This is a genomic window from Candidatus Eisenbacteria bacterium (assembly GCA_018831195.1).
Classification (GTDB): domain Bacteria; phylum Eisenbacteria; class RBG-16-71-46; order CAIMUX01; family JAHJDP01; genus JAHJDP01.
Map to the genome: position 1 here is coordinate 1 of JAHJDP010000114.1, position 21448 is coordinate 21448.

The window sequence follows — 21448 nt, forward strand, 5'->3', positions numbered from 1 at the left end:
CCTCCACAAATCGACGGCATCCAGGTTCTCTTTGTCGAAAAGGACGCCCCGGCGACAGCCATATCGATCGGCTATCCTTATGATCTGCAGCGCCGCCATCCCGACTATTGGCCGATGCTCTTGGCCAATCATTGGTTTGGCGAACACCGGACATTCTACGGCCGGCTGATGAACGCCATGCGGGTGGACCGCGGCCTCAATTATGGGGATTATTCCTATATTGAATCGTACCGCCAGGGCCATCGAACCCGTTATGCGCTCCCGAACATTCTCCGCCGGGGGCAGTTCTTTTCGATTTGGATCAGGCCGGTTGAGGCGGCCAACAGCCATTTCGCATTGCGGCAGGCTCTAAGGGAGTTGACGCGTCTTGCCCTGCAGGGAATCCCCGAGAAAGACTTTGCGACCGCGAAAAGACATCTGTTGAATTACTCCAAACTGTGGAACCAGGGTTTGCAGCAGCGGCTGGGGATGGCCATGGATGACGCCCTTACGGGAACCGATGTCTATATCTCCCGAATCGAATAAGAGCTTGCACGGATGACTCTGGATGATGTCAATGCAGCGATCAAACGGCATCTTCAGGCGGACAATGTAAAGGTAGCCATGGTTTGCAGCAACGCCCGCAATTTGGCCGAGGCGATTTTTGTCAACGCTCAATCCCCCATCGTTTATGCCAGCGGATCGGCCCCGGAGGGCGTCCTGGAAAAAGATCTCATCATACAGGATTACCCGCTCAGGGTGACGGATGTGGAGATCATTCCAGCGGACGAAATCTTTCGGACCCGGGCGATGAAATAGGGGACCTGCCGCAGGCATCCCCCGGCGCGCCTTAGGCCGCCTTGCCGGATCCGGCCCCATTCCCGGCCGGATAGCTGGAACCAGCTGCGTTTTATGCAGTTAGAACTTGTGGTAGAATCACTTTCAGATCGGTCGCACACCCCGGCTCGATACCGGGCCGGGGATAGTGTAGAGTCAAGATCCGATGCCAACCGCAATCCTTTCAATTTTGGATCACGATAAAAACGGCCATGACAGGAGGCGACTGACGATGTCCTTGAAGCTCCGCGCCCTCACCTTTTTGCTCCCTTTGCTCGTGCTCTCCTTCTCCTCTTGCGATCTCTTTAAATCATCAAAAACGGCGGTTGTCCTTTCTTCCGCAACACTCGAGACGACGACCTTTATAGATGAGACCTTCAAAATCAGCCCGGACATGAAACATTTCTGTTACGGCATGGAGGTCGGTGACAAAGGACGCATGATTATAGATGGGGTTCAGCAACCCATGTACGATTCCGTGCGCCGGGCCGTCTACAGCTCAGACAGCCGGCGTCTCGCCTACTACGCCGCCACCGGCGACAAACAATTTGTTGTACTGGATGGGCAGGCCGGGCCGCTATATGACGCCATTTTATCGCAGAGCGTCATCTTCAGCCCCGACGCCACCGAATTGATTTATGTCGGCCGGCGCGGGGATAAATGGAACCTTGTCCGCAACGGGATAGAGCGCGCCGAGTATGAATTCGTCCTGGCCCCGACCATCAAATTCAGCCCCGACGGAAGGAACCTCGCCTATATCATTAAAGAAGGACATGATTGGTACGCGGTTCTCAATGGTGAGATTCAGCGTGATTTTGAAATTATGGGCGGCTCCGCCATTCTGCGGCGCACGCAACGTTCACCCTGCGATGAAATCCCCCTCGTCGAATATATCCCCGCCGATCTTGCCTTCAGCCCCGACGGAAAGACGCTTGCCTACACGGCGGTGCACCTCAACAAGCAGTATGTCGTCGTCAATGGCAAGAAAGGGAAGGAATATGACAGGGTTCAAACCCTCGTCTTCAGCCCCGATGGACAGCACCTTGCCTATCGCGCGCAAATCGGCGACCAATGGACTCTCGTCTTCGACGGCGAGGAAGGAAAACTATACGATCAGATTTGGGATCATACACCCATCTTCAATCCCGCCACCCAGCGGCCGGCCATCGTTGCGGCGATGGGAGAACAGTGGTTTACCGTTATTGATGGACAGGAAGGGACCCCTTACCTGAATATTGGAAAGTTCGTGCTTAGCTCCGACGGTGAACACTACGCTTACAAAACCTTTAGTGAAACTCCGCAAAAGCGATGGTTTATTGTTTCGGATGGGAATGAGCTGGCCGACCATGAGGGTGTCGGTAATCCGGTTCTCAGCGATAGAGGCGGACATCTCGCCTATCGGGCTGATTTTAGCGACCGGCAGTTTATTGTGCTCGATGGGGAATCTCAGAGAGCCTACAAGGAGGTCCATGATCCCATTTTCAGCTCCGGCGGCAACCATTTGGCTTATCAGGTTCAATACCATGGTGGGTATTTTGTCGTTTTGGACGGAGAGATGAGCGATCCGTATGCCTATATTTTTGAAATGAGATTTATTGGCGACAAATTGTATTACGCGGCCGTCAAGGACAACACCATACAACTCATAGAAACAGTCATCCGTTAATTTCAACCGTTGACTCCACCGGTCAACTCGATCGGTTGAATCTGGTGTCTGACTCTGGCGTTTGACTCTGGTGTCTAACTCTAAAGGAGAATGGCATGGGACAGGGGGAGATTTTCGATCCCAATGAAGAGGTGAATCCGCCCCATCCCACGGGCGACAACCAAAATCTTGCCGGCGATTTCAATCAAGCTGTCGAAAATCTGACATCGATGCGCAAGGTCATCGCTAATCTGGAGAAACTCTGCCACAAACTGGGCTCGCCTGAGATCTGGGCGCAACCCTCGCGATGCAGGGAGGCGGTCGATCAATTGGCCGAAATAACGCCGCAGATCCAGAACTTACCGATTTTACCCGACGGCCTGCTTCAAAGAGCCCGCGATGCTTCCCGGCAGGTGGAACATGCTTTGCTAAAAAGAACGATCGACGGCCTTGAGGAAGCGTGCCGGACGGCCGGGGTGTCCTTTCAATGCATCTCACGGCCTTCCCACGAATACAGGACCGGCACTTTCACTTTAGTGATGGATCCCGCATCCGGCCGCGTCCGGATTGGATATGCAAGGGAACTCATGGTAGAGACGCCCATGGAGACAGGCATTATTTGGAATGAGCTGCACCGCTGTATCCAGGAACTGAAGAAGGGTTTTCGCGACTCCGAATTCTTCTTCAAGGAACTCCTGGCCGTCTATAAAGGCATGCTTGGGGAAAAGGGCAGGAAATTCGGCGAACGGGTGGAGCTGGCCGACCTCCCCGGCCGCCTCACCGCGCGCCGGCTCAGCCGCTCCTTCTGGAAAAACCCGCGCCCCGGCGCCTTTCACCCCATCACGAGGGCGATGCTGGCCTACGGTCTTGATCAATTGATCCTCAACCGCGCCCTCGGACAGGACGGTTTTCGCTTGAGATTGGGATCGGCGACAATGGATACGACCAAGAAGAAGGCCGATGTTCTTTATCTCGAGAAAGGGCAGGCCGGTGGCCAATACTATTTAACATTTTGGTTCGAAAAGGATCCCGGAGCTAAGGCGGAAGGATAACAAATGGAACAGCTCGACCGAACATTGGCTCAACGCATCATCGAATCCCTCGGCAGCCTTGGGACGCCACCGAATCGCGGATTTCAATATTTCACGGTCGGTTTGGATCAGCAAATTCAGATATTGATAAAAGAATACCTCGACGGATTGCTTCCGCCTCCTTCCAACGGCGGCACTTTTAAATTGATCCAAGGGGATTTCGGATGCGGCAAAACTCATTTTCTCTACTGCATCCTCCGGGAAGCGCGCCAGCGCGGTTATGCGACGGCCCTCGTTCAACTCTCCCTCCGGGAGTGCCCCTTTGACAAAGCCGCGAAGGTCTATCAGGCCATCGCCCGCCGGATCTCCATTCCTATCGAGCTTGAAGAACGCGAAACAGCCGATCCGGAGGGATGCGGTTTCCCTGAGGTTCTGCGACGTTTCGCCGATGCCATTCAGGAAGCGGGAGGCGAGGAAGCCGTCACGACATGGCTCAGGAAGTTTTTGCGACGCGTCCCTGTTGAGATCGTCCCCTTCCGTGTCGCCTGCATCTCCTTTCTTGAGGCTTACCTGAAAGGCGATGATGCGACCGAACAGACAATGGAGCAATGGCTCTTGGGAATGGAAGTCCCCCGGACGGAATACAGGAGCCGCGGTGTCTTCGCGCGGCTGGAAGAAAGCAATGCGATGGGAATGATCACATCGATGATTCAAGTCGTCAGGGGTTTGTCTTTGGGCGATTACCGGGTGCCGGGTGTTGTTCTGGCCTTCGATGAAATGGATCGCACGATGTCTATCTCCGCAAAACGGAGCCAAACGCTGCTCGATAATCTGCGCCGGTTGGTTGACAGCGCGGTCGGCGGAGGCCTCCCCGGCGTCATGATGATTTATGCCGTTCCGCCGGAGTTTATGCGGACGACCGTCGCCGATTATCCGGCGTTGAAGCAGCGGCTGCACAGTATTACCCCATTCGGTCCCAATAACCCCTCGGCGCCCGTTATTGATCTGGAAGACCTTCTCCCGGAGGCGGGGAAGCTCCTGGCGGAAATCGGATCTCGGATCCTCGATATCTATCTTGTGGCCCGCCAGATAACACTCGATAAAAAAATCCAACAAGAACATGCAAAGGTTCTGGCGGAAATTGTATCAAGAGATTCCGCCGCATCGGGAACGCGGCGCGCCTATGTCAAATCATGGATCGCCCTTCTCAACGATCAGGTGGCACAGGGCGAGCGCGCGCTCTCAGAAGAGGAGTTGGCGGGTCTCGCGTCGGGTTACCTGGAGGAAACATTCGCGGAACCATCGGAATCGGCAACGTATCAAGATCTCTAATCTCAAACGGGAGCAACAGTGTTCCGACCTGGTGACATTGTAAAACACACCGACATCGGATCCGGCATCGTGGTCGGCAAGGAAGGCAACCGTTTCAAGGTGCGCTTCCGCACATTGGTGTTTGATGTTCTGCTGCGGGCCAAAGAGCTTCTGCCGGGGGACGCCGCCGAGCCGCGTCATCGTATCGCATCCAAAACACCCACCATCGGATTCATAGAAGACAAACCCGCTTCGGCCGATGCCTGGGAGCGCCGTGTCATCGAAGCTTACCGCTACGGGATTCTTGATTCTGAATACGCGTCGGAATTGACCGTGGGACGCGAAGATGAACTTAGACATCTCAGTAAAAAGTTGGATCTCGCCGGCACCGGCGGCGCGGCATTGGGCATCATCGGCGATTACGGGTCCGGGAAAACCCATCTGCTGACGCTCCTTGCGGAGCGGGCGCGGCGCAAAAACTTTCTCACCGCTCTCATTACGATCGATCCTTTGGAGATCCGCCCCTCCAACCCCAAGCGGCTCTACCGATCGATCGTGACTCAACTACGCTACCCCGATCGCGCCTACCCGGGCGAAGGTTTGGCGCCGTTGCTGGATCGCGCCACCGATGAGGAACACTGGAAATCCGTCGCCAGTTCCTTTTTATCTTCCGGATCCAGGGTCGGTCATCGATACCTCCATGCCTTGCTGCTTTTCTGGTTCAATCAGCGCAAATCATACCGGGACGAATTTGTGGAGTGGGCCGGCGGAGCCCAGGCTTGGATCGAGGGCCAGGATGAGGCCAGCAGCGAATTTCTGACACAATGGGTCGGACGTCAAGGCCTGCCCCGCCAGTGGTTCCCCGCGCTTCCCGACCATCGCACCCGGAGCCATACTTATACATATCTTCTGACCGGGATCTCCGAACTGGCGCGGCGTGTGGGCTATAGCGGGCTCGTCGTTCTGTTGGATGAGGCGGAGTACCATGAAAGACTCGGCGGAGAGGACCGCAGCTTTGGAGACGATTTCTTCGCCCGCCTGCTCTACGCGGCGCTCCGTCCGGCGGCAGGCCAGCTTGCCGCCTGGGAACATAACTCCTACCGCGGAGGACACCGCCAGACAAAGGACGAGCCGACAATCTTCCAATTCCCATCGGGTTTGGTTCCCGTGATTGCGGGAACTCCGGAAACACGTGTGGCCCGTTTGCTGGAATCGTTTCTCATTGAAGATCAAGTAATACATATTCCTTCACTGGGGAGCGCCGATGTCCACCAGCTCATCCTCAAACTCGCCAATCTCTATTGGAGCGGTTACGGGCCGGGATCGGGCAACGGCGATTGGCCGCCAACCGTCTCAAAAGAGACATTTCGCGGCGCGGTCTGCTCACTTGAACAATGGGCCGAAGATTGGATGAAGTACGGCGCGGAGGATGTCGTTCGGCCGGTCATTCGAACAACCATTCACATCCTCGACCTGTTGCGTCACGGCCGCATCCGGGCCCCCAAAAACGGGCGTGAGCTCGCCGCCTTTTTAGAGGATCCGTCGGCGTCCATATTGGGGGATTGAGTCATGACGGAAGATTGGAGCGAGGGCGATCATTTCGTTCGTTCCCTTCTGCCGCGAACGGGATCCGTTTTCTTCGGCCGCTTTAAACGCCTGACCCCCATTCAAAGAGACGCCATCCCCCGTCTGCTTGAAGGGCGCAATTTGCTGATGATCGCCCCCACCGCCACGGGCAAGACCGAAGCGGTGATGGCCCCTCTGCTGGAACGCTATCTGAAACCCGGTTTTGATCATCCTGTGATTCTCTATATCGCGCCGACCCGCGCCCTGGTTAATGATGCTTACCGCCGCCTCGAATCGCGGATGCAGTGGCTCGGGGCCGGATTGAGCCGGAAGACGTCGGATCATCCGGGCCTGCCGAAAACCCCTCCCGCCGTCCTCATCACCACACCGGAATCGCTCGACTCCCTCCTTGTCAGGGCGCCGCGATATCTTGTCTCGATCCGCGCCCTCGTGCTGGATGAGTTGCACGCGCTCATGGGAACGCCGCGCGGAGATCAGCTGGCCTGCCTGGTGACACGATTATCACAGATCGTTGCGACGCGATGCGACGCGGATCAGCCATCGGGGCAATGTCAAATCGTCGCGGCCTCGGCGACGGTCGAAAATCCCGCCGTGACCGCCGGGTGTTTCTTTCAAACCGGCGGCGTGCTGATCGCGCCGGGGCATAGAAATCTCGAGCGCAAGATTGTTCGCTGTGAGGAACCGGGGGAATTGCAGGAGTTCCTCGCCGAGTCGATCCGAGATGGGCGCAACAAAGTACTGGCCTTTGCCAACTCGCGGGCCGAAGTAGAGGCAACCGCATCCAGATTGAGAGGCAACCCTCCGTTTAGAGAGTATGTTTATGCCCACCATGGAAGCCTATCCCGTGGAGAGCGGGAAAAGACGGAGCAGCATTTCCTGCGAGCCCGGAGGGCCCTCTGCGTCGCGACTTTAACATTAGAGCTTGGGATCGATATCGGTGATGTTGATCTCATCCTGCTGCTCGGTCCGCCGCCGAGCGTTTCCGCGCTGTTGCAACGGATGGGCCGGGGCGGCCGGCGCGGCCAGAAGGCGGGTGTGCTGGCCGTGGCGGCATCCGAGAGAGACGAGCTTCTCTTCCAGCACCTCTTTCGGTCGGCGGAGTCGAATCAGCTCCTCCAGGATCCGCCGGTCTATGATCCATCGGTGGTTCTTCAACAGGCCTTGTCGGTCTGTCTTCAGAATCGCAGACGGGAAGTCGATGCGGCGGGTCTTTTGGAACGGATCCCCGAGTGGCAGCAAGACTACTGGACGGAAGAAAGATTGACGTCGGCCTTGAGAAGCCTTTACCGCGCCGAATTGCTCGAGGAGGTGGCGCGGGGGGTTTTCGGTCCTTCGCCGGATCTCGAAGAGCAGTTCCGCCGCGGTACGATGCATGCGAACATTGCGAGTGACGGCGAAATCACCGTTTGGGATGATGCCTCGGGGCGTGTTGTGGGATCGGTCGATCCGTCGGCCGCATCGGCGGATCATCTGACCTTGGGCGCGGTGACCTGGGAGGTGACGCACCGGTCATCCGAGGGATTGCGTGTCTCCTCGAGTGAAAATGCGAGCGATCCTCGCTTTCGCGGACGGGGATTCCCTCTAACGGGCGCCCGTTATGCCCTGCGCCTGAAGCAGGATCTCGGCATCGAACCCCATGTCCTGATTCGTTGCGAGCAGGATAATATAACACATTTCTTTCACGCCTTCGGAAGCCTTTGGGGGGAATTGCTGCGTCATGCCGTTGTGCTTCCCAAGGCGACGGGATACCATGTCCTGCATCCGGCTTGGGGACTCTCCCTTGAGGGATCGGTGATGAAACCGGTCCTCAATTTGCAGCCGAAACGGCTGGAGGACTCCCTCCTGAGACGGCGGCGCACCCTTGTGCGACGGCTTCCTTTCGGCCCCTATTTTGACAAGCTCCCGGAGGAGGAGCAGGATCAGGCGATCCTGCGGGCCTTCCGCATAGCGGAATTCCTCGAGCTCATTCAGCAAATGGAAGTTGTGACGCCGCCGACCGAGGAGATTGCAAGACAAATTGTACTATTTAGCAGGGATAACTGAATCGTGAATATTGAATGTTAAAACGGCCTTGCGCGCAATGAGATCATTGCTAAAGTAATTCCAATGATATCGCCATCACCAGCATGCCCCCCACAAGCCCATACACTGATTCATGACCCTCGTCGTACCGTTTCGCATTGGGGATGAGCTGATCGAGGGAAACGAAGACCATAATCCCGGCGATCGCCGCGAAGGTGACACCCATCACAGCCGGTGACAAATAGGGCCGCAGAAGCCAATAAGCCGCCAGGGCTCCGATCGGCTCCGCCAAGCCGGAAAGAAAAGCATACGCAAGAGCTTTTTTGCGGCTTCCCGTTGCGTGATAAACCGGCACGGCCACGGAAATCCCCTCGGGAATATTGTGGATCGCCACGGCCACGGCAATCGAGAACCCGATGCGAGGGTCGGTCAATGTCGCGAAGAACGTGGCGGCGCCCTCGGGGAAATTGTGAATGGCGATGGCCAGCGAGGTGAGAAGGCCGATCCGCGTCAGGTGCAACTTGTCTCTGAGCTTGGCTTCTTCAGGGCCGGTGGAGACAACATGGGGATTCATTTCGGACGGAACAAAAAAATCGATGAGGCCTATCAGCAGCATCCCTCCGAAAAACCCGCCGATAGTGATCCAGGCTCCGGCCGATTCCCCGCATCCCTCGGCAAGCAGTCGTCCCGCTTGTGGAAACAATTCAACGAAGGAGATATAGATCATCACGCCGGCAGAAAACCCCAAAGAACCGGCCAGAAACCCTCGCCGTTCACCGCCCCGTATAAAAGCGGAAAGACCGCCGATCCCGGTGGAGAGACCGGCAAAAGCCGTCAGCAGGAATGCGAGCAGGATCCGGTTGTTCATCAGGGAATCCATAAATCATAGGCTCCGAAGGATCCGTTTCCCGGCCTGGGTTTTCTCCCATATCACCGATAATCCGATCGTGATACGATCCATTTATATTACAATCTGCCAGGGAGGCGGCTATGTCAATTTTAAGATTTCTTGGGTTTGGAGGGGATGAGGCATCATCCAATACGCATTCAAGCGATTCCGAAACGGTGCGCAGGATCGTAAAAGAACTTGAAGCGATGGATCGAGATAAGGCGCGGTATCTGGCTGCATTCGCCTATGTCCTGAGCCGTGTCGCCAACGCCGATCTCGACATCAGTGATATGGAAATTAAGAAAATGGAGGAGCTGGTCACCCGTTTCGGCCGCCTGACCGAGGAACACGCCGTCCTGGTTGTACAGATCGCCAAGAGCCAAACACTCCTCTTCGGAGCGACGGAAGATTTTGTCGTCACCCGGGAGTTTAAGGAAATGGCGACCCACGAGCAGCGGAAGGAGCTTCTGCATTGCCTCTTTGCCGTCTCGGCTGCGGATGATTCGATTTCAAGCGCGGAAGAGGAAATGATCAGGCGCATTTCTGATGAATTGGGATTCGACCATGATGAATACATTAACATCCGATCCGGCTACAATCATCTCCGCGATGTCATGAAAAATCTTCCGGGATCTTCTTGAGCCGGCCAGCGCCGATAGAATTTTGATTAAGGGATTAAAAACCATTTCGCGAGAAGAAAGAAAAGGATCGTCAAACCGGCCGTTGCGGGAATGGTGGCGAGCCAAGAGCCGTAAATCTTTTTGACTGTTTGCATCTGCAACGCCGCCAGCCCTCGCGCCAACCCAACCCCAATCACCGCCCCGACCAAGGCATGTGTCGTTGAGACGGGCAGTCCGATTTTTGAGCAGACAAGGACAGTCGTCGCCGCGGAAAATTCGGCGGAAAATCCTCGGGATGGCGTCATATCCGTTATTTTCTTGCCGATCGTTTCCATAACCCTCCGGCCGAACATGGCCAACCCAAGAACAATCCCACCGCCGCCGATGAGCAGGATCCACATGGGCATCTGCACTTTCATGGACACTTCGCCGGTCGTGTAAACGGAGTGAATGGCGGCCAGGGGCCCCACGGCATTAGCCACATCATTGGCGCCGTGGGCGAAGGCGATATAGCAGGCCGTCGTTACCTGAAGATATTTAAAAATGTGCTCCGCATCCATGTGATCTTTCAGCGTGCTGGCTTCACCACGGCGATGAGTGAAGTGGAAATAGGCCGCAACGCCCACCACGGCGCCGATCGAGATCGACACAAGCAAGGCTGTCGGGAGGGGAAGATTCAAATGCAGGTTCTTTAGACCCTTGTAAATCAGAGAAAGGCATAAAATCGCCACGACAAGTGTGATGAAGTAGGGAGCGATACGGGCGGCCGCGGCATTGGGCCGTCTCGAGGAGAAGATCATTTTTCGAACAAACATAAACAGAAAGAATCCGATGAGCCCGCTGACCAAGGGCGAGATGATCCAGCTGGCGACGATGCTCCCCATGGTCGCCCACTTCACCGCGCCGCCGGTTATGAGCCCAAAACCGAAGATCGATCCGACGATCGAATGCGTGGTTGAGACCGGCTGGCCGAGATGAGAAGCCAAATGCAGCCATAATGCCGAAGCGATAAGGGCGGCCAACATTCCGTAAATCAGGAGCTGCGGTTCGTCGACAAAGGCCATGGGATTCACGATCCCCTTGCGGACCGTGTCGGTGACATGGCTTCCGACCAGGACGGCCCCGGCAAACTCGAAGATTCCCGCGAGGATGACCGCCTGGCGAAATGTCAGCGCCCGTGAGCCCACCGATGTGCCCATGGCGTTGGCGACATCATTGGCCCCGATGTTCCAGGCCATGTACAGACCGATCACTGACGCCAGGATCAGTATCAGCAAGTACCCGTCCTCCCCCGATGCCGCAAGCCTACCTCTTGCCGATGATCAGCCGCAGAAACTTCGCCGTTCTCTCGGCGTTATTCGCAACAGAGCTCAGTGTTTTACAATATTTGTCATAAAAGAACAGCGTCGTAGGATCAAGCTGGTCCTCGAGATCATAATAATGCTTCGCAAAAACGCGCTGAAGTTTGTCGGCCTTCCACTCTTCCTCCACAACATTATCAATGGAGTCGAGCACGCGTTTCGCTTCTTCTCCCGTAAAGGCGCTTTCGGAAAGCTGGGACAATTCTTCCGCCAATCCGAGGAGATCCTCGCTCACTTTGATGACCTGATCGACAAGGGCCAGGAAATCCCCCCGCAGCTCCTCGGGGACTTTTGTTTTACGCAGCATGAGGACAACCGAAAAATCTTCGGCCGAGTCGGCGACGTCATCCTGAACGGCAAGAAACTGCATCAGCTCGTACTTGCCGACCGACATGAGGAAGACATGCGAGATCTGATCGCGAATTTGCCCTTTGATCAGATCGGCCTCGTGTTCCGTCCTGGACATTTTGTGATGCAGCTCCTTGATCCGGTCCCAATCCTCGGCCAATAGCGCCTCGGCGAGGGGCTTCATCAAGAGAACACAGTCGTGCACCTTCCGTGTATGCTCCACTAACATTCCAAATGGAGATGATCCAAACAGATTTCGCATGATACGCATGCTCATTCCCTCCGGAGGGACAACAGGAATGGAGAATTCTTCAGATTTCCTGGAGATTATTGCCGTAAACTCAGGACGGATCGGGATGGGATCCCCGCATCCTGGGTGAACAAACCATCAAACCCGAGTAAACTTAGCAGCTGGAGATTCGGCGTCAACCGGCCCGCTCCGCCGCGGTATCTTTGGAAGGCGATGTGTGAAAAACCAATATTTCGGCGATATCAATGACTACCGTAAATACGGGCTTCTGAGGGTACTCGCGCGCGCAACCGGCCTATCGGCGGTCATTTGCTGGATGCTTACACCCGATGACGGCGGAACCGACGGGCGTTTCACAACATATCTCTGTGACAAAGAAACCTGGCGCCGATACGACCCTCCCCTCTTTGATGCCCTGCATGAGGCGGTCGTACGGCGGCGGGATCGCTCGACACGGCATGTGGAGCGATCCGGAATCCTTCCCGGATTCGAATTTTTCAATGAAATCGTCCCCCAGGACGCCCCCTCCAGAAAAGCGTACTTCGACGAGCTTGGCGCGATGGCGCAGGATACCGAGTGGATCTTCTTCGACCCCGACAATGGAATGGAGGTCGCCTCCGTTCCCGATGGCCGCGCGGGATCTCCAAAATATCTCTATTGGCATGAGGTGCGAAAGGTCTTTAACAATAATGTTTCGCTGCTTGTCTATCAGCACTTTCCACGAAGGCCGAGAGAGGAATTCATCAAATCCACCGCCCGGTGGTTCATACAAGAAACAAAGGCAGTGGAGGTTATCTCGTTCGCCACATCACGCATCGTCTTCTTCCTGATCCCGCAGAAACGACATCGCCTTAAATTCAGAAGGGCGGCGCTGGCGGCGGGCCGGCAATGGGATGGGCAGATCGCTGTCGCGTATCATTCAGGCTGACCGCGCGATGCGCACAATTCCAGCAAATACCCCGCTGAAGTTCCCCCTAGGACCCAAGTATCTCTTCTTTCACCGCAGCGACGATCACCGTAGCGTGGATGCCGCGTCCCTCGCCGAACGCTGTCAATTCCTCGCCGGTGGTGGCGGTGAGGCCGACCCTCTCGGCGTCGATTCCCAGTAGCGCGGCGATCCTCCCGCGGATCTTTGGTATAAACTCAATCAGTTTCGGTCTTTTACATTCAACAGCGATGGAAACAGACGTTATAAGGTATCCTTCGAGGCGATTCAGGGCTTCCACAAGATAAAGGGAACTGTCGGTCACGCCCTTTTCCAAACAAAGGCGATCAGCGTAGGGACCCAGAACGGTGAAACCGGTGATAGTGGCCAGGGCGTTGCAGAGTGCATGCAGGATCACATCGCCGTCGCTGTTTGCAACCATCCCCGGTGTCGATGGAATTTCCACCCCTCCGAGCATGAGTTTGCGACTGGGATCCCGTGAAAATCGATGGCTATCCGTACCGATTCCGACGCGTAGTGGCATAATGTTTCCCCCGCTGTTGAACAAGGGCTTACCCGATCCGATTTAGAATCGGGCTCCTAGGCCGTCTCCCCGGTCCTTCCTATTCTTTCGGCCATTTTCAAATCCCAAGCAGTGGTGATTTTCATGTTTCTTGAATCTCCGGGAATCATCCTCACCGCGAGGCCGTTGATCTCGGCCAGCATCGCCTCATCGGTCGCGACCAGACCCTCCACGCGGGCCGCCTGATGCATCGCCAGGCCGATTCCAAGCTCAAGTGCCTGCGGCGTTTGCGCCCGCACGATTTTGGCGCGGTCGAGGGTCTTGACGATCCGCCGGCCATCGATCGCTTTCAGTGTATCTTCTACCGGCAGCACGGGAACCACGCATCCGCGGAAGCTCCTGTTTTTGAAAGGGGACAGACAGCGCGTGATGAGATCCCGATCCAAAAGCGGGCGGGCCGCATCATGAATGAGAAGGATCGTATCATGCGACAGTTGAAATTTCTGACCCCATTCCATCCCCTTGCGAACCGAATCCTGACGGCGGCGCCCACCGGCAATGAGATAAACCGGCTTCTTGCCGGTCCGCCGCATGGCGGCGAGGCTTGTTTCAAAGCGTTTCTTTTCAGCCGCCGGAACGGTCATCACGACGCCGTCGACCGCCTCCGACGCGAGCAGGGTTTTCAGCGACCAGAAGAAAAGGGGGCGGCGCTTCAACGGCACCAAGGCCTTCGGCCGGGCCACTCCCAATCGGCGGCCGCGGCCCGCAGCCACAATGATCGCCCAGACCATCCGTCGTCCCATCACCGCGCACCTCCTGCATCTGTATCTACAAAATAATCAATAGAACACGCCACACGCACACCCCAGCTCAGCGGGGATCACTGCCTTGTTCGGCCCTGCTCTCTCAACGCTCTCTCTTCGCCTGGACCGGGTTCGCCGGGTAGTCCAGCGTTTCTATGATTTCCATCTCTGCGGGCACCCTTTTCAGCAGACGGACGGCCTCATCCACCCGGCCGACCGGGAGCAGTTTCATCTTGGGGGGATTCTTGCCCTCGGTCACCTCTTCCAGGCAGACCCTGGGGAGAATCGCCTCTGTGTAGCCCGAGGCCAACGCCTCCTCCAACCGCCGGCGGGCATGCCGGACCCGTCGGACCTCTCCCCCGAGACCGACCTCGCCGAAGACAATCCGGCCTTCTCCAACACATGCTGCGGTGCGGCTGCCGGCAAGGGCCATCACCACCCCCAAATCCGACGCCGGTTCGGTAATCTTGAGCCCACCCGCCACATTGAGGAAAACATCGTTCTGGCTGAACCGGAGCCGGGCCCATTTCTCCAGGACACCAAGCAGAATCGCCAACCGCCGCGTATCAAACCCGGTCGCGACCCTTTGGGGATTGGAGTAGGCGACGGCATGGGTGAGAGCTTGAACTTCTACAAGAAGAGCCCGGCTGCCCTCCATCGTCGGAACGACGACGCTGCCGCTGCTCATCGAAGCGCCGGGACGCAGAAGGAGTTTTGAAGGCTGATCCACTTCGATCAATCCGTCGTCGCGCATGTCGAAGACACCCAGTTCCTGAACCGATCCAAACCGATTCTTGGCCGCTTGGAGGAGCCGATAGCCGCGGTTGGGATCCCCCGTCATGTCCAATACGGTGTCGACCATGTGCTCGAGTGTTTTCGGCCCGGCCAGCGTTCCTTCCTTGGTGACATGGCCGACGAGCAGGACCGGGACATCATGCTGCTTCGCCCAGCGCGTTAAAGCCATCGCTGATTCCCGCACCTGCACCAGCGACCCGGGCGCCGAGGCGATTTGTGAAAGAAAGACGGTCTGGATCGAATCGATAATGAGAACGCCGGGCTTTGTTCGTTCGGCCTCCCGCAGAATCCGGTCGACGGCGTTCTCCGCCATGAGGAGGATCGGCCCCATGTCGCCCCGCATCCGATCGGCGCGCAGGCGGATCTGCTCGGGCGACTCCTCCGCGGAGACATAAAGAACGGCGATTTTCCTTTGAACCAGCGCACCGGCGACCTGCAGCAACAAGGTCGACTTGCCCACCCCCGGCTCACCACCGAGGAGAACGGTGGACCCGGGAACCAATCCCCCGCCCACGACACGGTCAAACTCATGGACACCGGTGGCGAGCCGGGTCCAGTCGGATGTGCCGATCTGGTTGAGCGGGCGCGATGTGCCGGTGTCGGCGCCATGCGCCCGCGCCAGCGCCAATCCGGCTCCGCCGCCGCTCTCCTCGACCGCTTCAGGGGGGCGATAGGACTTCAGGGTGTTCCATGTTCCGCAGGAGGGACAGCGGCCGTACCATTGTACAAAAGTGTCGCCGCAATCCCCGCAGAGATAGACCTCACGGTTTGACTTGGATTTTGCCATCAATGCATCCTTTCCACGGCTGCCTACCAGAGATCTTCCTCGACCAAATAGATTTCCCCTTCAACCGTGACGCGGTCACCCGGCCGCAGGCGGCGGCCCCGGCGGATTTCGACCTCGCCGTTGACGAGAACCTCACCGGACTGGATCCTTTGCTTCGCCATCCCGCCCGTTGATGTAATCCCCTGAAGTTTCAGAAACTGGTCGAGACGGATCCGGTGCTCTTCCTGCGGTATCTGCTGATTCATGCGGGTCATCCTCATTATGGGAGAAGCCGCCTCGGGCTTGGCCCCGGCCGTCGGCCAACACCGCCTTTACTTCAAACCGGCTCCCTGCCGATCCTTAGACTTTCAATCAGTGTTTCCTTGGCCCTCTCCAACAGCGGCATCTCATCCGATTGTTTAATGGCTAAACCGAGATCCTTCATCAACGGCATGAACAGGTCCAGAAGGAAACTGTTTTTTACCGAGAGATGACGGGGAAACGCGCCCCAATCGGATATCATTTGGATGAAGGTTTCGGGAATCTCACACCACATATCCTGCAGCGTCGTTTCCACCTTTAACAATTCGCTGCCAACCACCAGCCCGCTGGGGTTATCCACAACAAGGAACATATAGGGGTAGTATGGCCGCTCGCTTTCTTCTTGAATCGTCGCTGGAAAGAGAAAGAGATCGAGTTCGAGGATTCCATCGATCGGCGGAATGCGCGCCACCTCCTCCAGCAGATCCCCGTCCACCGGGATACTCATGGTCACCGCTTCCGGCGGAGGAAGTTCCATGAGCGTGTCCCTCCATCGGGGACCGCCCTGCGAGCCGGTATGAGTCCGGATAAAGTGCCGGTTGTCGTTTTCGGAGGGGAAAATCGACGGGTCCTTCATGTAGCGCGGGATAACATTTAATGTCTGCTCAAGGACGGTGGCAAGAAATGCGACTTCTTTCATATCCAGAAACCAAGGGAAATAGCCGGGGCTGAAGCTGCGGAACATCGGCCAGGCATGACGGCCGCGAAACTTCAAACCGAGCAGCTTAATTATTTCCCGGTCCCGTTCATCGAGCTGCAGCCGGTTTTCAAAGGAAACCTGCAACTGGGGAATTTCGAGTAAACGTTCGGGGTTACCCGGCATATAATCCTGAAGAAGATCATAGAAGCCGTAAAGTCCGGCGGTGCCGAGATAGACCGTTATCGAAAAATGTTCACCCAAGGCGCCGGTCACGCTGACAAACCCGATTTCGTTTGTTTCGGGAAATTGGACGCCGAAGATATCGGTCTGCTTTATCGATTCCCAGGGGATTTCGTTTTTTATCCGTATCGCCGCATCATAGAGCCGGCGCCACTCTTCCGGTGTGGGCAGGAGTTGAACCATATAGTATCTCCGTAAAGGATCCCCCCCCTATGAAGAGTACTCATCATCGATCCTGGCCAATGATTCGAATCTGGTAAACTGATTGAGGAAAGCCAGAGGAATCGTTCCCGTAGGACCATTTCTGTGCTTCCCAATAATGATCTCCGCGATCCCCTTCACTTCTTCTTTGTCCGGTTTGTAGACCTCTTCACGATAGATAAACATGACGACGTCGGCGTCCTGCTCGATAGCCCCTGATTCCCTTAGGTCGGACAGGACCGGACGCCGGTTTTCGCGCGCCTCAACGGCGCGGGAGAGCTGCGACAGGGCGACAACCGGCACCTCCAGCTCTTTCGCCAGCGACTTCAAGCCGCGGGAGATTTGTGAAATTTCCTGCTGGCGGCTTTCCGGATTTTGATAACCGCGGGCCAGCTGGAGATAATCGACGATCAGCATCTTGAGATCGAACTTGGCCTTCAGACGGCGCGCTTTCGCCCGCATCTCCATCAGGCTGATTCCCGGTGTGTCGTCGATATAGATCGGCGCTTCCGCCAGACGGCCCGCCGCATCGGTCAGAAGCGGCCACTCCGACTCCTTGAGGAACCCGGTGCGCAAGCGATGGGCTTCCACATGGGCTTGGGAGCAAAGAAGCCTTTGTACAAGTTGATCCCGGCTCATCTCGAGGCTGAAGATCGCGACAGGCAATTTATGTTTGATCGCCGCGTTCTCGGCCATATTCAAGGCGAGACTGGTTTTTCCCATTGAGGGACGGCCGGCGATGATGATCAGATCCGACGGCTGAAATCCCGCTGTCATCCGGTCCAGATCCTGGTAACCGGTCGGCACACCCGTTACAACCCGTTTCTGTTCATACAACTCTTGTATAATCTCAAATGTATGCGTCAGCAGCTCTTTGATCGGCACAAACTCGCGGCGCTGGCCCATACTGGTGATACCGAACATCAGTTGCTCGGCCCAGTCGACGATTTCCGCCGGGGGTTCGCCCGCTGTATAAGCCTTTTCGACGATCTGCGTGGCCGCCGTGATCAAACGTCGCAGAACCGCTTTGTCGACGACAAGCTTCGAGTGGTATTCAATATTGGCCGCCGTGGAGACCGCATCGACAAGAGTCGCGACATATGAAGCGCCGCCCACTTCTTCCAGACACCCCTGCCGTCTTAACTCTTCCGTCACCGTGATGATGTCGGCCGCCTCGGATCGTTCAGAAAGCGCGACGATCGCGTTGAATACTCTGCGGTTTGATTCGCGGTAGAAAACATCCTCGGTGAGGATCTCTTCGGCCCGGTGGACCGCTTCCGGCGCGAGCAGCATCGCGCCGAGCACCGCCACCTCAGCGTCGATATTTTGGGGCGGCACTTTGCCGATCAGATCCGTCGCCGGTTTTGGCATGGCCCTTTTCCCTCATCCCTTTCTTGTCTTTAAATTTCAGGTCTTGCTCCGGTCGGCTTCAAAATTTCCGGCTTCACCCACGGGGCCGGCCCCCTAAATCCCCAAATCCTGGTCCAATCGCCTTTTCAACTCAGCCTTCATCCGAAACGGCTCAACCTCTTCAAAAGCCTCGGCCGGAATCGAATCCGGATCGTCGAGAATCCGCCGTACCTTCTGGACATCCTCCCATACCGTCCGCTTTAAATCCGGGTTCCTTAACAAGGCCGCCGGGTGATAGGTCGGCACCATTTTTATCCCATTATACAAAAACACACGGCCACGAAGCTTGCCGATCGGATCCTTCCGGTTGAGCAGGGCGTAGGTGCTGTGCCGGCCCAATGAGCAGATAATCCGTGGCTTCAGGATTTCCAACTGCCGCTCCAGATAGGGGATACAGGCAACGACTTCCTCAGGTTGTGGATCTCGGTTGTTGGGCGGCCGGCACTTCAGCACATTACAAATATAGACGTCTTCGCGCCGAAGGCCCATCGCTTCAATAATTTTGGTGAGGAGCTGCCCGGCCCGGCCGACAAAGGCGACCCCCTGCAGATCCTCGTCGCGGCCCGGCGCCTCCCCCACAAAGACAAGGGGGACAGTCGCTTCGCCGGTTCCAAAAACCACCTTGGTCCGTGTCTCACACAACGCGCATTTCCGGCACGCCATGGCATCGGCATCGACCGCGGCCAGCTGCTTTTTCCACTCCTTGGCCCGCCCGGTCGCCTGCGGGGGGAGGCCGAATTGCGGCTTGGCCGCCGGTGAGGCCTTCGCCTGCGCCGCCGGTTTGACCGCCGCGGGTTTGGCCCCGGCCGGCATGGCAACCGCGGCGCGAACCGGCAGAACAGCAGCAGGCCGGCTGACGGCACCGCCCCGGCTGCCTCCGGCCACAAAATCCCTCGCCGCTTCATTCCACTCAGCATGCCCCCAATGCGGCACGCCGGCCCTCATTTCACGGCGGATGACTTGGGTCAGCAGCTGTGTCAGCAACGTTCTATCGCGTGAGGCCAGCATCATTCCTCCACTTAGACGGATGGGCTACATCCCCGAACGCCGCTTCCAGACGGCGATCGCCCGCTCCAGGATGAGGCGGCCGAGATCCACCTTCGGTAAAACCGGCATCTCTTCCAGGATCGGGCCGGATTCGGCATCCGCCGGATTCCATACAATCCGAACGCGGCTTGTGCCGCCGCCAAAGGCGGAATCGGGTCTCTGCGGGTCATTGAGGACCACAAAGGCAAGCCCCTTGGTCTCCAACTTCCTTTGGGCGCCCTGAAGAGCGGTCTCGTCCAGCCCGCCCTCGATAGCGAAACCGACGGTGACGAGATCCTCGCGCTCTCCACGTAAGGTTAAGAGAATATCTGGATTGGCGACCAATTCCAACTCCCGCGCCTCACGATCCCGGCGGATTTTTGTCGCTGAAACGGCGCGCGGCCGGTAATCGGCCACGGCGGCCGCCATGATCAGGATGGGAAAGTCACGATGACAGCTTATGACGGCCTTCAGCATCTCTTCCGCCGTCTCAATACGGATTCTCTCCACTCCCGGCGGCAGGGCTACCCCTTCATCGGGTCCGCTGACCAGGGTCACCGGATGCCCGAGGTTGCGCGCCGCCTCAGCGATGGCATAACCCATCCGTCCGCTCGACCGGTTGGAGAGATAGCGCACGGGATCAATGGGCTCCCGCGTCGGACCGGCGGTGACGAGAATCGGGCACGCCGGGGATCCTTTAAGCAGAAGGCGCACCACCGCGGCGACAATTTCATGGGCCGGCGCATCAGCCGTGAGGGGTTCGGGGCTTTCCCATCCCATTTGTTGTAAACCAACCGAGGCCGTGCTGCCGGCGGCGGGAATGACCAGCCCGGGTCCCTGATAGGAGAGCATGGCGATCGAAAGGGCATTCTGCGGGGCTTTTTCAACAACCGAGAGGCAGAGTTCCGCTGTCCCCCCCACGACGGCCATCAGGTCAGCCTGGAGCGGGACACCCTTTTTGATCCCGGCGAGAAGGGCTTCAGGAGCGACCCAGGGCGCCAGCCCGGTCAAAACACGGAAGGGCTCGGGTGTCGTCCAGCGCAGGGCTTCGGGGGTTAGGATCGCTTGAACGGTGATCCCCATCCCCAGCAGATCTTGAATCACAGGCCAGACAGCCGGGACCGAGGGACCATCGCCAATCCCCAATAAAATTCTTCGCCCCCGGAGCGGGCGCTGCGCTTCCGTTTTTGTCTTTTTTGGGGCGGTCATGGCTCTACCTGTCTAGAGGCGGATGGTCTCTAAAGGAAGACGGCCGGGCGCGGAGCATCTCGGCGCGAAGGATGGCTTCCACCTCGCGCACACAGGTCATCAGGTGCCCGTTGATAACGACATAATCGTACTTCGGCGCCAGGGCGATTTCATTGAGAGCCACCTTCTGCCGTTTCTCGATCGTCTCCCGGCTGTCGGTCCCCCGGCCTTCGAGGCGCTCTCTTAATGTCTCCTCATCGGGGGGGTAAAGGAAGATCAGGACCGCCAGCTCGGGCAGGGCCTTTCGTATCGATAGGGCGCCCTGCACATCGATATTGAGCAGGGGAATCCGTCCTTGGGCGAGATACTCTTCGACCTCGTCTTTGGGCGTCCCATAGGAGGCATCATAAACGGTGGCCCATTCGAGCAGCGCTCCGGATGTGCGCTTCTGCTCAAAAGCCGCCGTGTCGACAAAGTGGTAGTCGATCTCGGGCCGTTCGCGCCCCCGTGGTTCTCGTGTCGTCACGGTGATAACCCGTCCGAGCCCCCGGTTGCGCTTGAGGAGCCGCCGGCAGACGACCGTCTTCCCGACACCTGAGGGTCCCGAGATCACACAGACAAAGGGCTGCGGTAGAAACTCCAGCATGGTAAAGACCTCAGAGGCTTGGGTTGATCTTGCGGCATATGCAATGGCTGATCCAGTGGCCGACACCACGGCTGATCCCATGTT

At 57.3% G+C, this 21448-nt stretch carries 21 protein-coding genes; 9 read left to right on the forward strand and 12 right to left on the reverse strand.

The annotated features are described in order from the left end of the window. The 7 genes from KJ970_19405 to KJ970_19435 all read left to right on the forward strand — a co-directional run. Positions 1-525 (forward strand): insulinase family protein (locus KJ970_19405; protein MBU2693089.1); only part of this gene is annotated, 525 nt, incomplete at its 5' end. 12 nt (positions 526-537) lie between these two features. Continuing rightward, positions 538-798, forward strand: coding sequence for a hypothetical protein (locus KJ970_19410; GenBank protein ID MBU2693090.1), 261 nt, complete (start codon positions 538-540; stop codon positions 796-798). Between the two features lie 250 nt (positions 799-1048). Further along, complete coding sequence (locus KJ970_19415; GenBank protein ID MBU2693091.1) at positions 1049-2482, forward strand: hypothetical protein; 1434 nt, start codon at positions 1049-1051, stop codon at positions 2480-2482. 95 nt (positions 2483-2577) lie between these two features. Then, on the forward strand, positions 2578-3513 hold the full coding sequence (locus tag KJ970_19420) for a hypothetical protein (GenBank protein MBU2693092.1): 936 nt from the start codon (positions 2578-2580) through the stop codon (positions 3511-3513). A 3-nt stretch (positions 3514-3516) separates the two neighbouring features. Then, positions 3517-4824 carry an ATP-binding protein gene (locus KJ970_19425; GenBank protein ID MBU2693093.1) on the forward strand — a complete coding sequence of 436 codons (1308 nt, stop codon included), beginning with the start codon at positions 3517-3519 and terminating at the stop codon, positions 4822-4824. An 18-nt stretch (positions 4825-4842) separates the two neighbouring features. After that, a complete protein-coding gene (locus KJ970_19430) occupies positions 4843-6369 on the forward strand; it encodes an ATP-binding protein (protein ID MBU2693094.1) in 1527 nt (508 codons plus the stop codon). A gap of 3 nt (positions 6370-6372) precedes the next feature. Next, positions 6373-8433 (forward strand): DEAD/DEAH box helicase, encoded by a 2061-nt coding sequence (locus tag KJ970_19435; GenBank protein MBU2693095.1) that lies wholly within the window; start codon positions 6373-6375, stop codon positions 8431-8433. Positions 8434-8482: 49 nt separating this feature from the next. Here the strand turns inward: KJ970_19435 and zupT are convergent, their stop codons facing one another. After that, a complete protein-coding gene (gene zupT / locus KJ970_19440; protein ID MBU2693096.1) occupies positions 8483-9280 on the reverse strand; it encodes a zinc transporter ZupT in 798 nt (265 codons plus the stop codon). A 122-nt stretch (positions 9281-9402) separates the two neighbouring features. Between zupT and KJ970_19445 the strand changes: the two genes are divergently transcribed. Beyond that, positions 9403-9942 carry a TerB family tellurite resistance protein gene (locus tag KJ970_19445; GenBank protein ID MBU2693097.1) on the forward strand — a complete coding sequence of 180 codons (540 nt, stop codon included), beginning with the start codon at positions 9403-9405 and terminating at the stop codon, positions 9940-9942. 26 nt (positions 9943-9968) lie between these two features. Here KJ970_19445 and KJ970_19450 read toward each other — a convergent pair whose 3' ends face one another. Both KJ970_19450 and KJ970_19455 read right to left on the reverse strand, forming a co-directional pair. Next, positions 9969-11159, reverse strand: coding sequence for an inorganic phosphate transporter (locus tag KJ970_19450; GenBank protein MBU2693098.1), 1191 nt, complete (start codon positions 11157-11159; stop codon positions 9969-9971). A 67-nt stretch (positions 11160-11226) separates the two neighbouring features. After that, positions 11227-11901: a TIGR00153 family protein gene (locus KJ970_19455; GenBank protein MBU2693099.1), complete on the reverse strand. Its 675-nt coding sequence runs from the start codon at positions 11899-11901 to the stop codon at positions 11227-11229. A gap of 196 nt (positions 11902-12097) precedes the next feature. Between KJ970_19455 and KJ970_19460 the strand changes: the two genes are divergently transcribed. Then, positions 12098-12808, forward strand: coding sequence for a hypothetical protein (locus tag KJ970_19460; protein MBU2693100.1), 711 nt, complete (start codon positions 12098-12100; stop codon positions 12806-12808). A gap of 46 nt (positions 12809-12854) precedes the next feature. Here KJ970_19460 and ispF read toward each other — a convergent pair whose 3' ends face one another. The 9 genes from ispF to gmk form a co-directional block, all read right to left on the reverse strand. After that, positions 12855-13349, reverse strand: a complete 495-nt coding sequence (gene ispF / locus KJ970_19465; protein MBU2693101.1) for a 2-C-methyl-D-erythritol 2,4-cyclodiphosphate synthase — start codon at positions 13347-13349, stop codon at positions 12855-12857. A 56-nt stretch (positions 13350-13405) separates the two neighbouring features. Then, complete coding sequence (gene ispD, locus KJ970_19470) at positions 13406-14131, reverse strand: 2-C-methyl-D-erythritol 4-phosphate cytidylyltransferase (GenBank protein MBU2693102.1); 726 nt, start codon at positions 14129-14131, stop codon at positions 13406-13408. Between the two features lie 103 nt (positions 14132-14234). Further along, entirely contained in the window at positions 14235-15713 is a 1479-nt protein-coding gene (radA, locus tag KJ970_19475; GenBank protein MBU2693103.1) for a DNA repair protein RadA, read from the reverse strand. 23 nt (positions 15714-15736) lie between these two features. Next, positions 15737-15958: an RNA-binding S4 domain-containing protein gene (locus KJ970_19480; protein ID MBU2693104.1), complete on the reverse strand. Its 222-nt coding sequence runs from the start codon at positions 15956-15958 to the stop codon at positions 15737-15739. A gap of 71 nt (positions 15959-16029) precedes the next feature. Continuing rightward, positions 16030-17076 (reverse strand): hypothetical protein, encoded by a 1047-nt coding sequence (locus KJ970_19485; GenBank protein ID MBU2693105.1) that lies wholly within the window; start codon positions 17074-17076, stop codon positions 16030-16032. 27 nt (positions 17077-17103) lie between these two features. Then, the gene (gene dnaB, locus KJ970_19490) at positions 17104-18465 is read right to left on the reverse strand and encodes a replicative DNA helicase (protein MBU2693106.1); all 1362 of its coding nucleotides are present in this window, start codon (positions 18463-18465) and stop codon (positions 17104-17106) included. A 93-nt stretch (positions 18466-18558) separates the two neighbouring features. After that, complete coding sequence (locus KJ970_19495; GenBank protein ID MBU2693107.1) at positions 18559-19317, reverse strand: uracil-DNA glycosylase; 759 nt, start codon at positions 19315-19317, stop codon at positions 18559-18561. Positions 19318-19536: 219 nt separating this feature from the next. After that, complete coding sequence (locus KJ970_19500; protein MBU2693108.1) at positions 19537-20739, reverse strand: hypothetical protein; 1203 nt, start codon at positions 20737-20739, stop codon at positions 19537-19539. A 4-nt stretch (positions 20740-20743) separates the two neighbouring features. Then, complete coding sequence (gene gmk / locus KJ970_19505; GenBank protein ID MBU2693109.1) at positions 20744-21445, reverse strand: guanylate kinase; 702 nt, start codon at positions 21443-21445, stop codon at positions 20744-20746. Positions 21446-21448 lie beyond the last annotated feature (3 nt).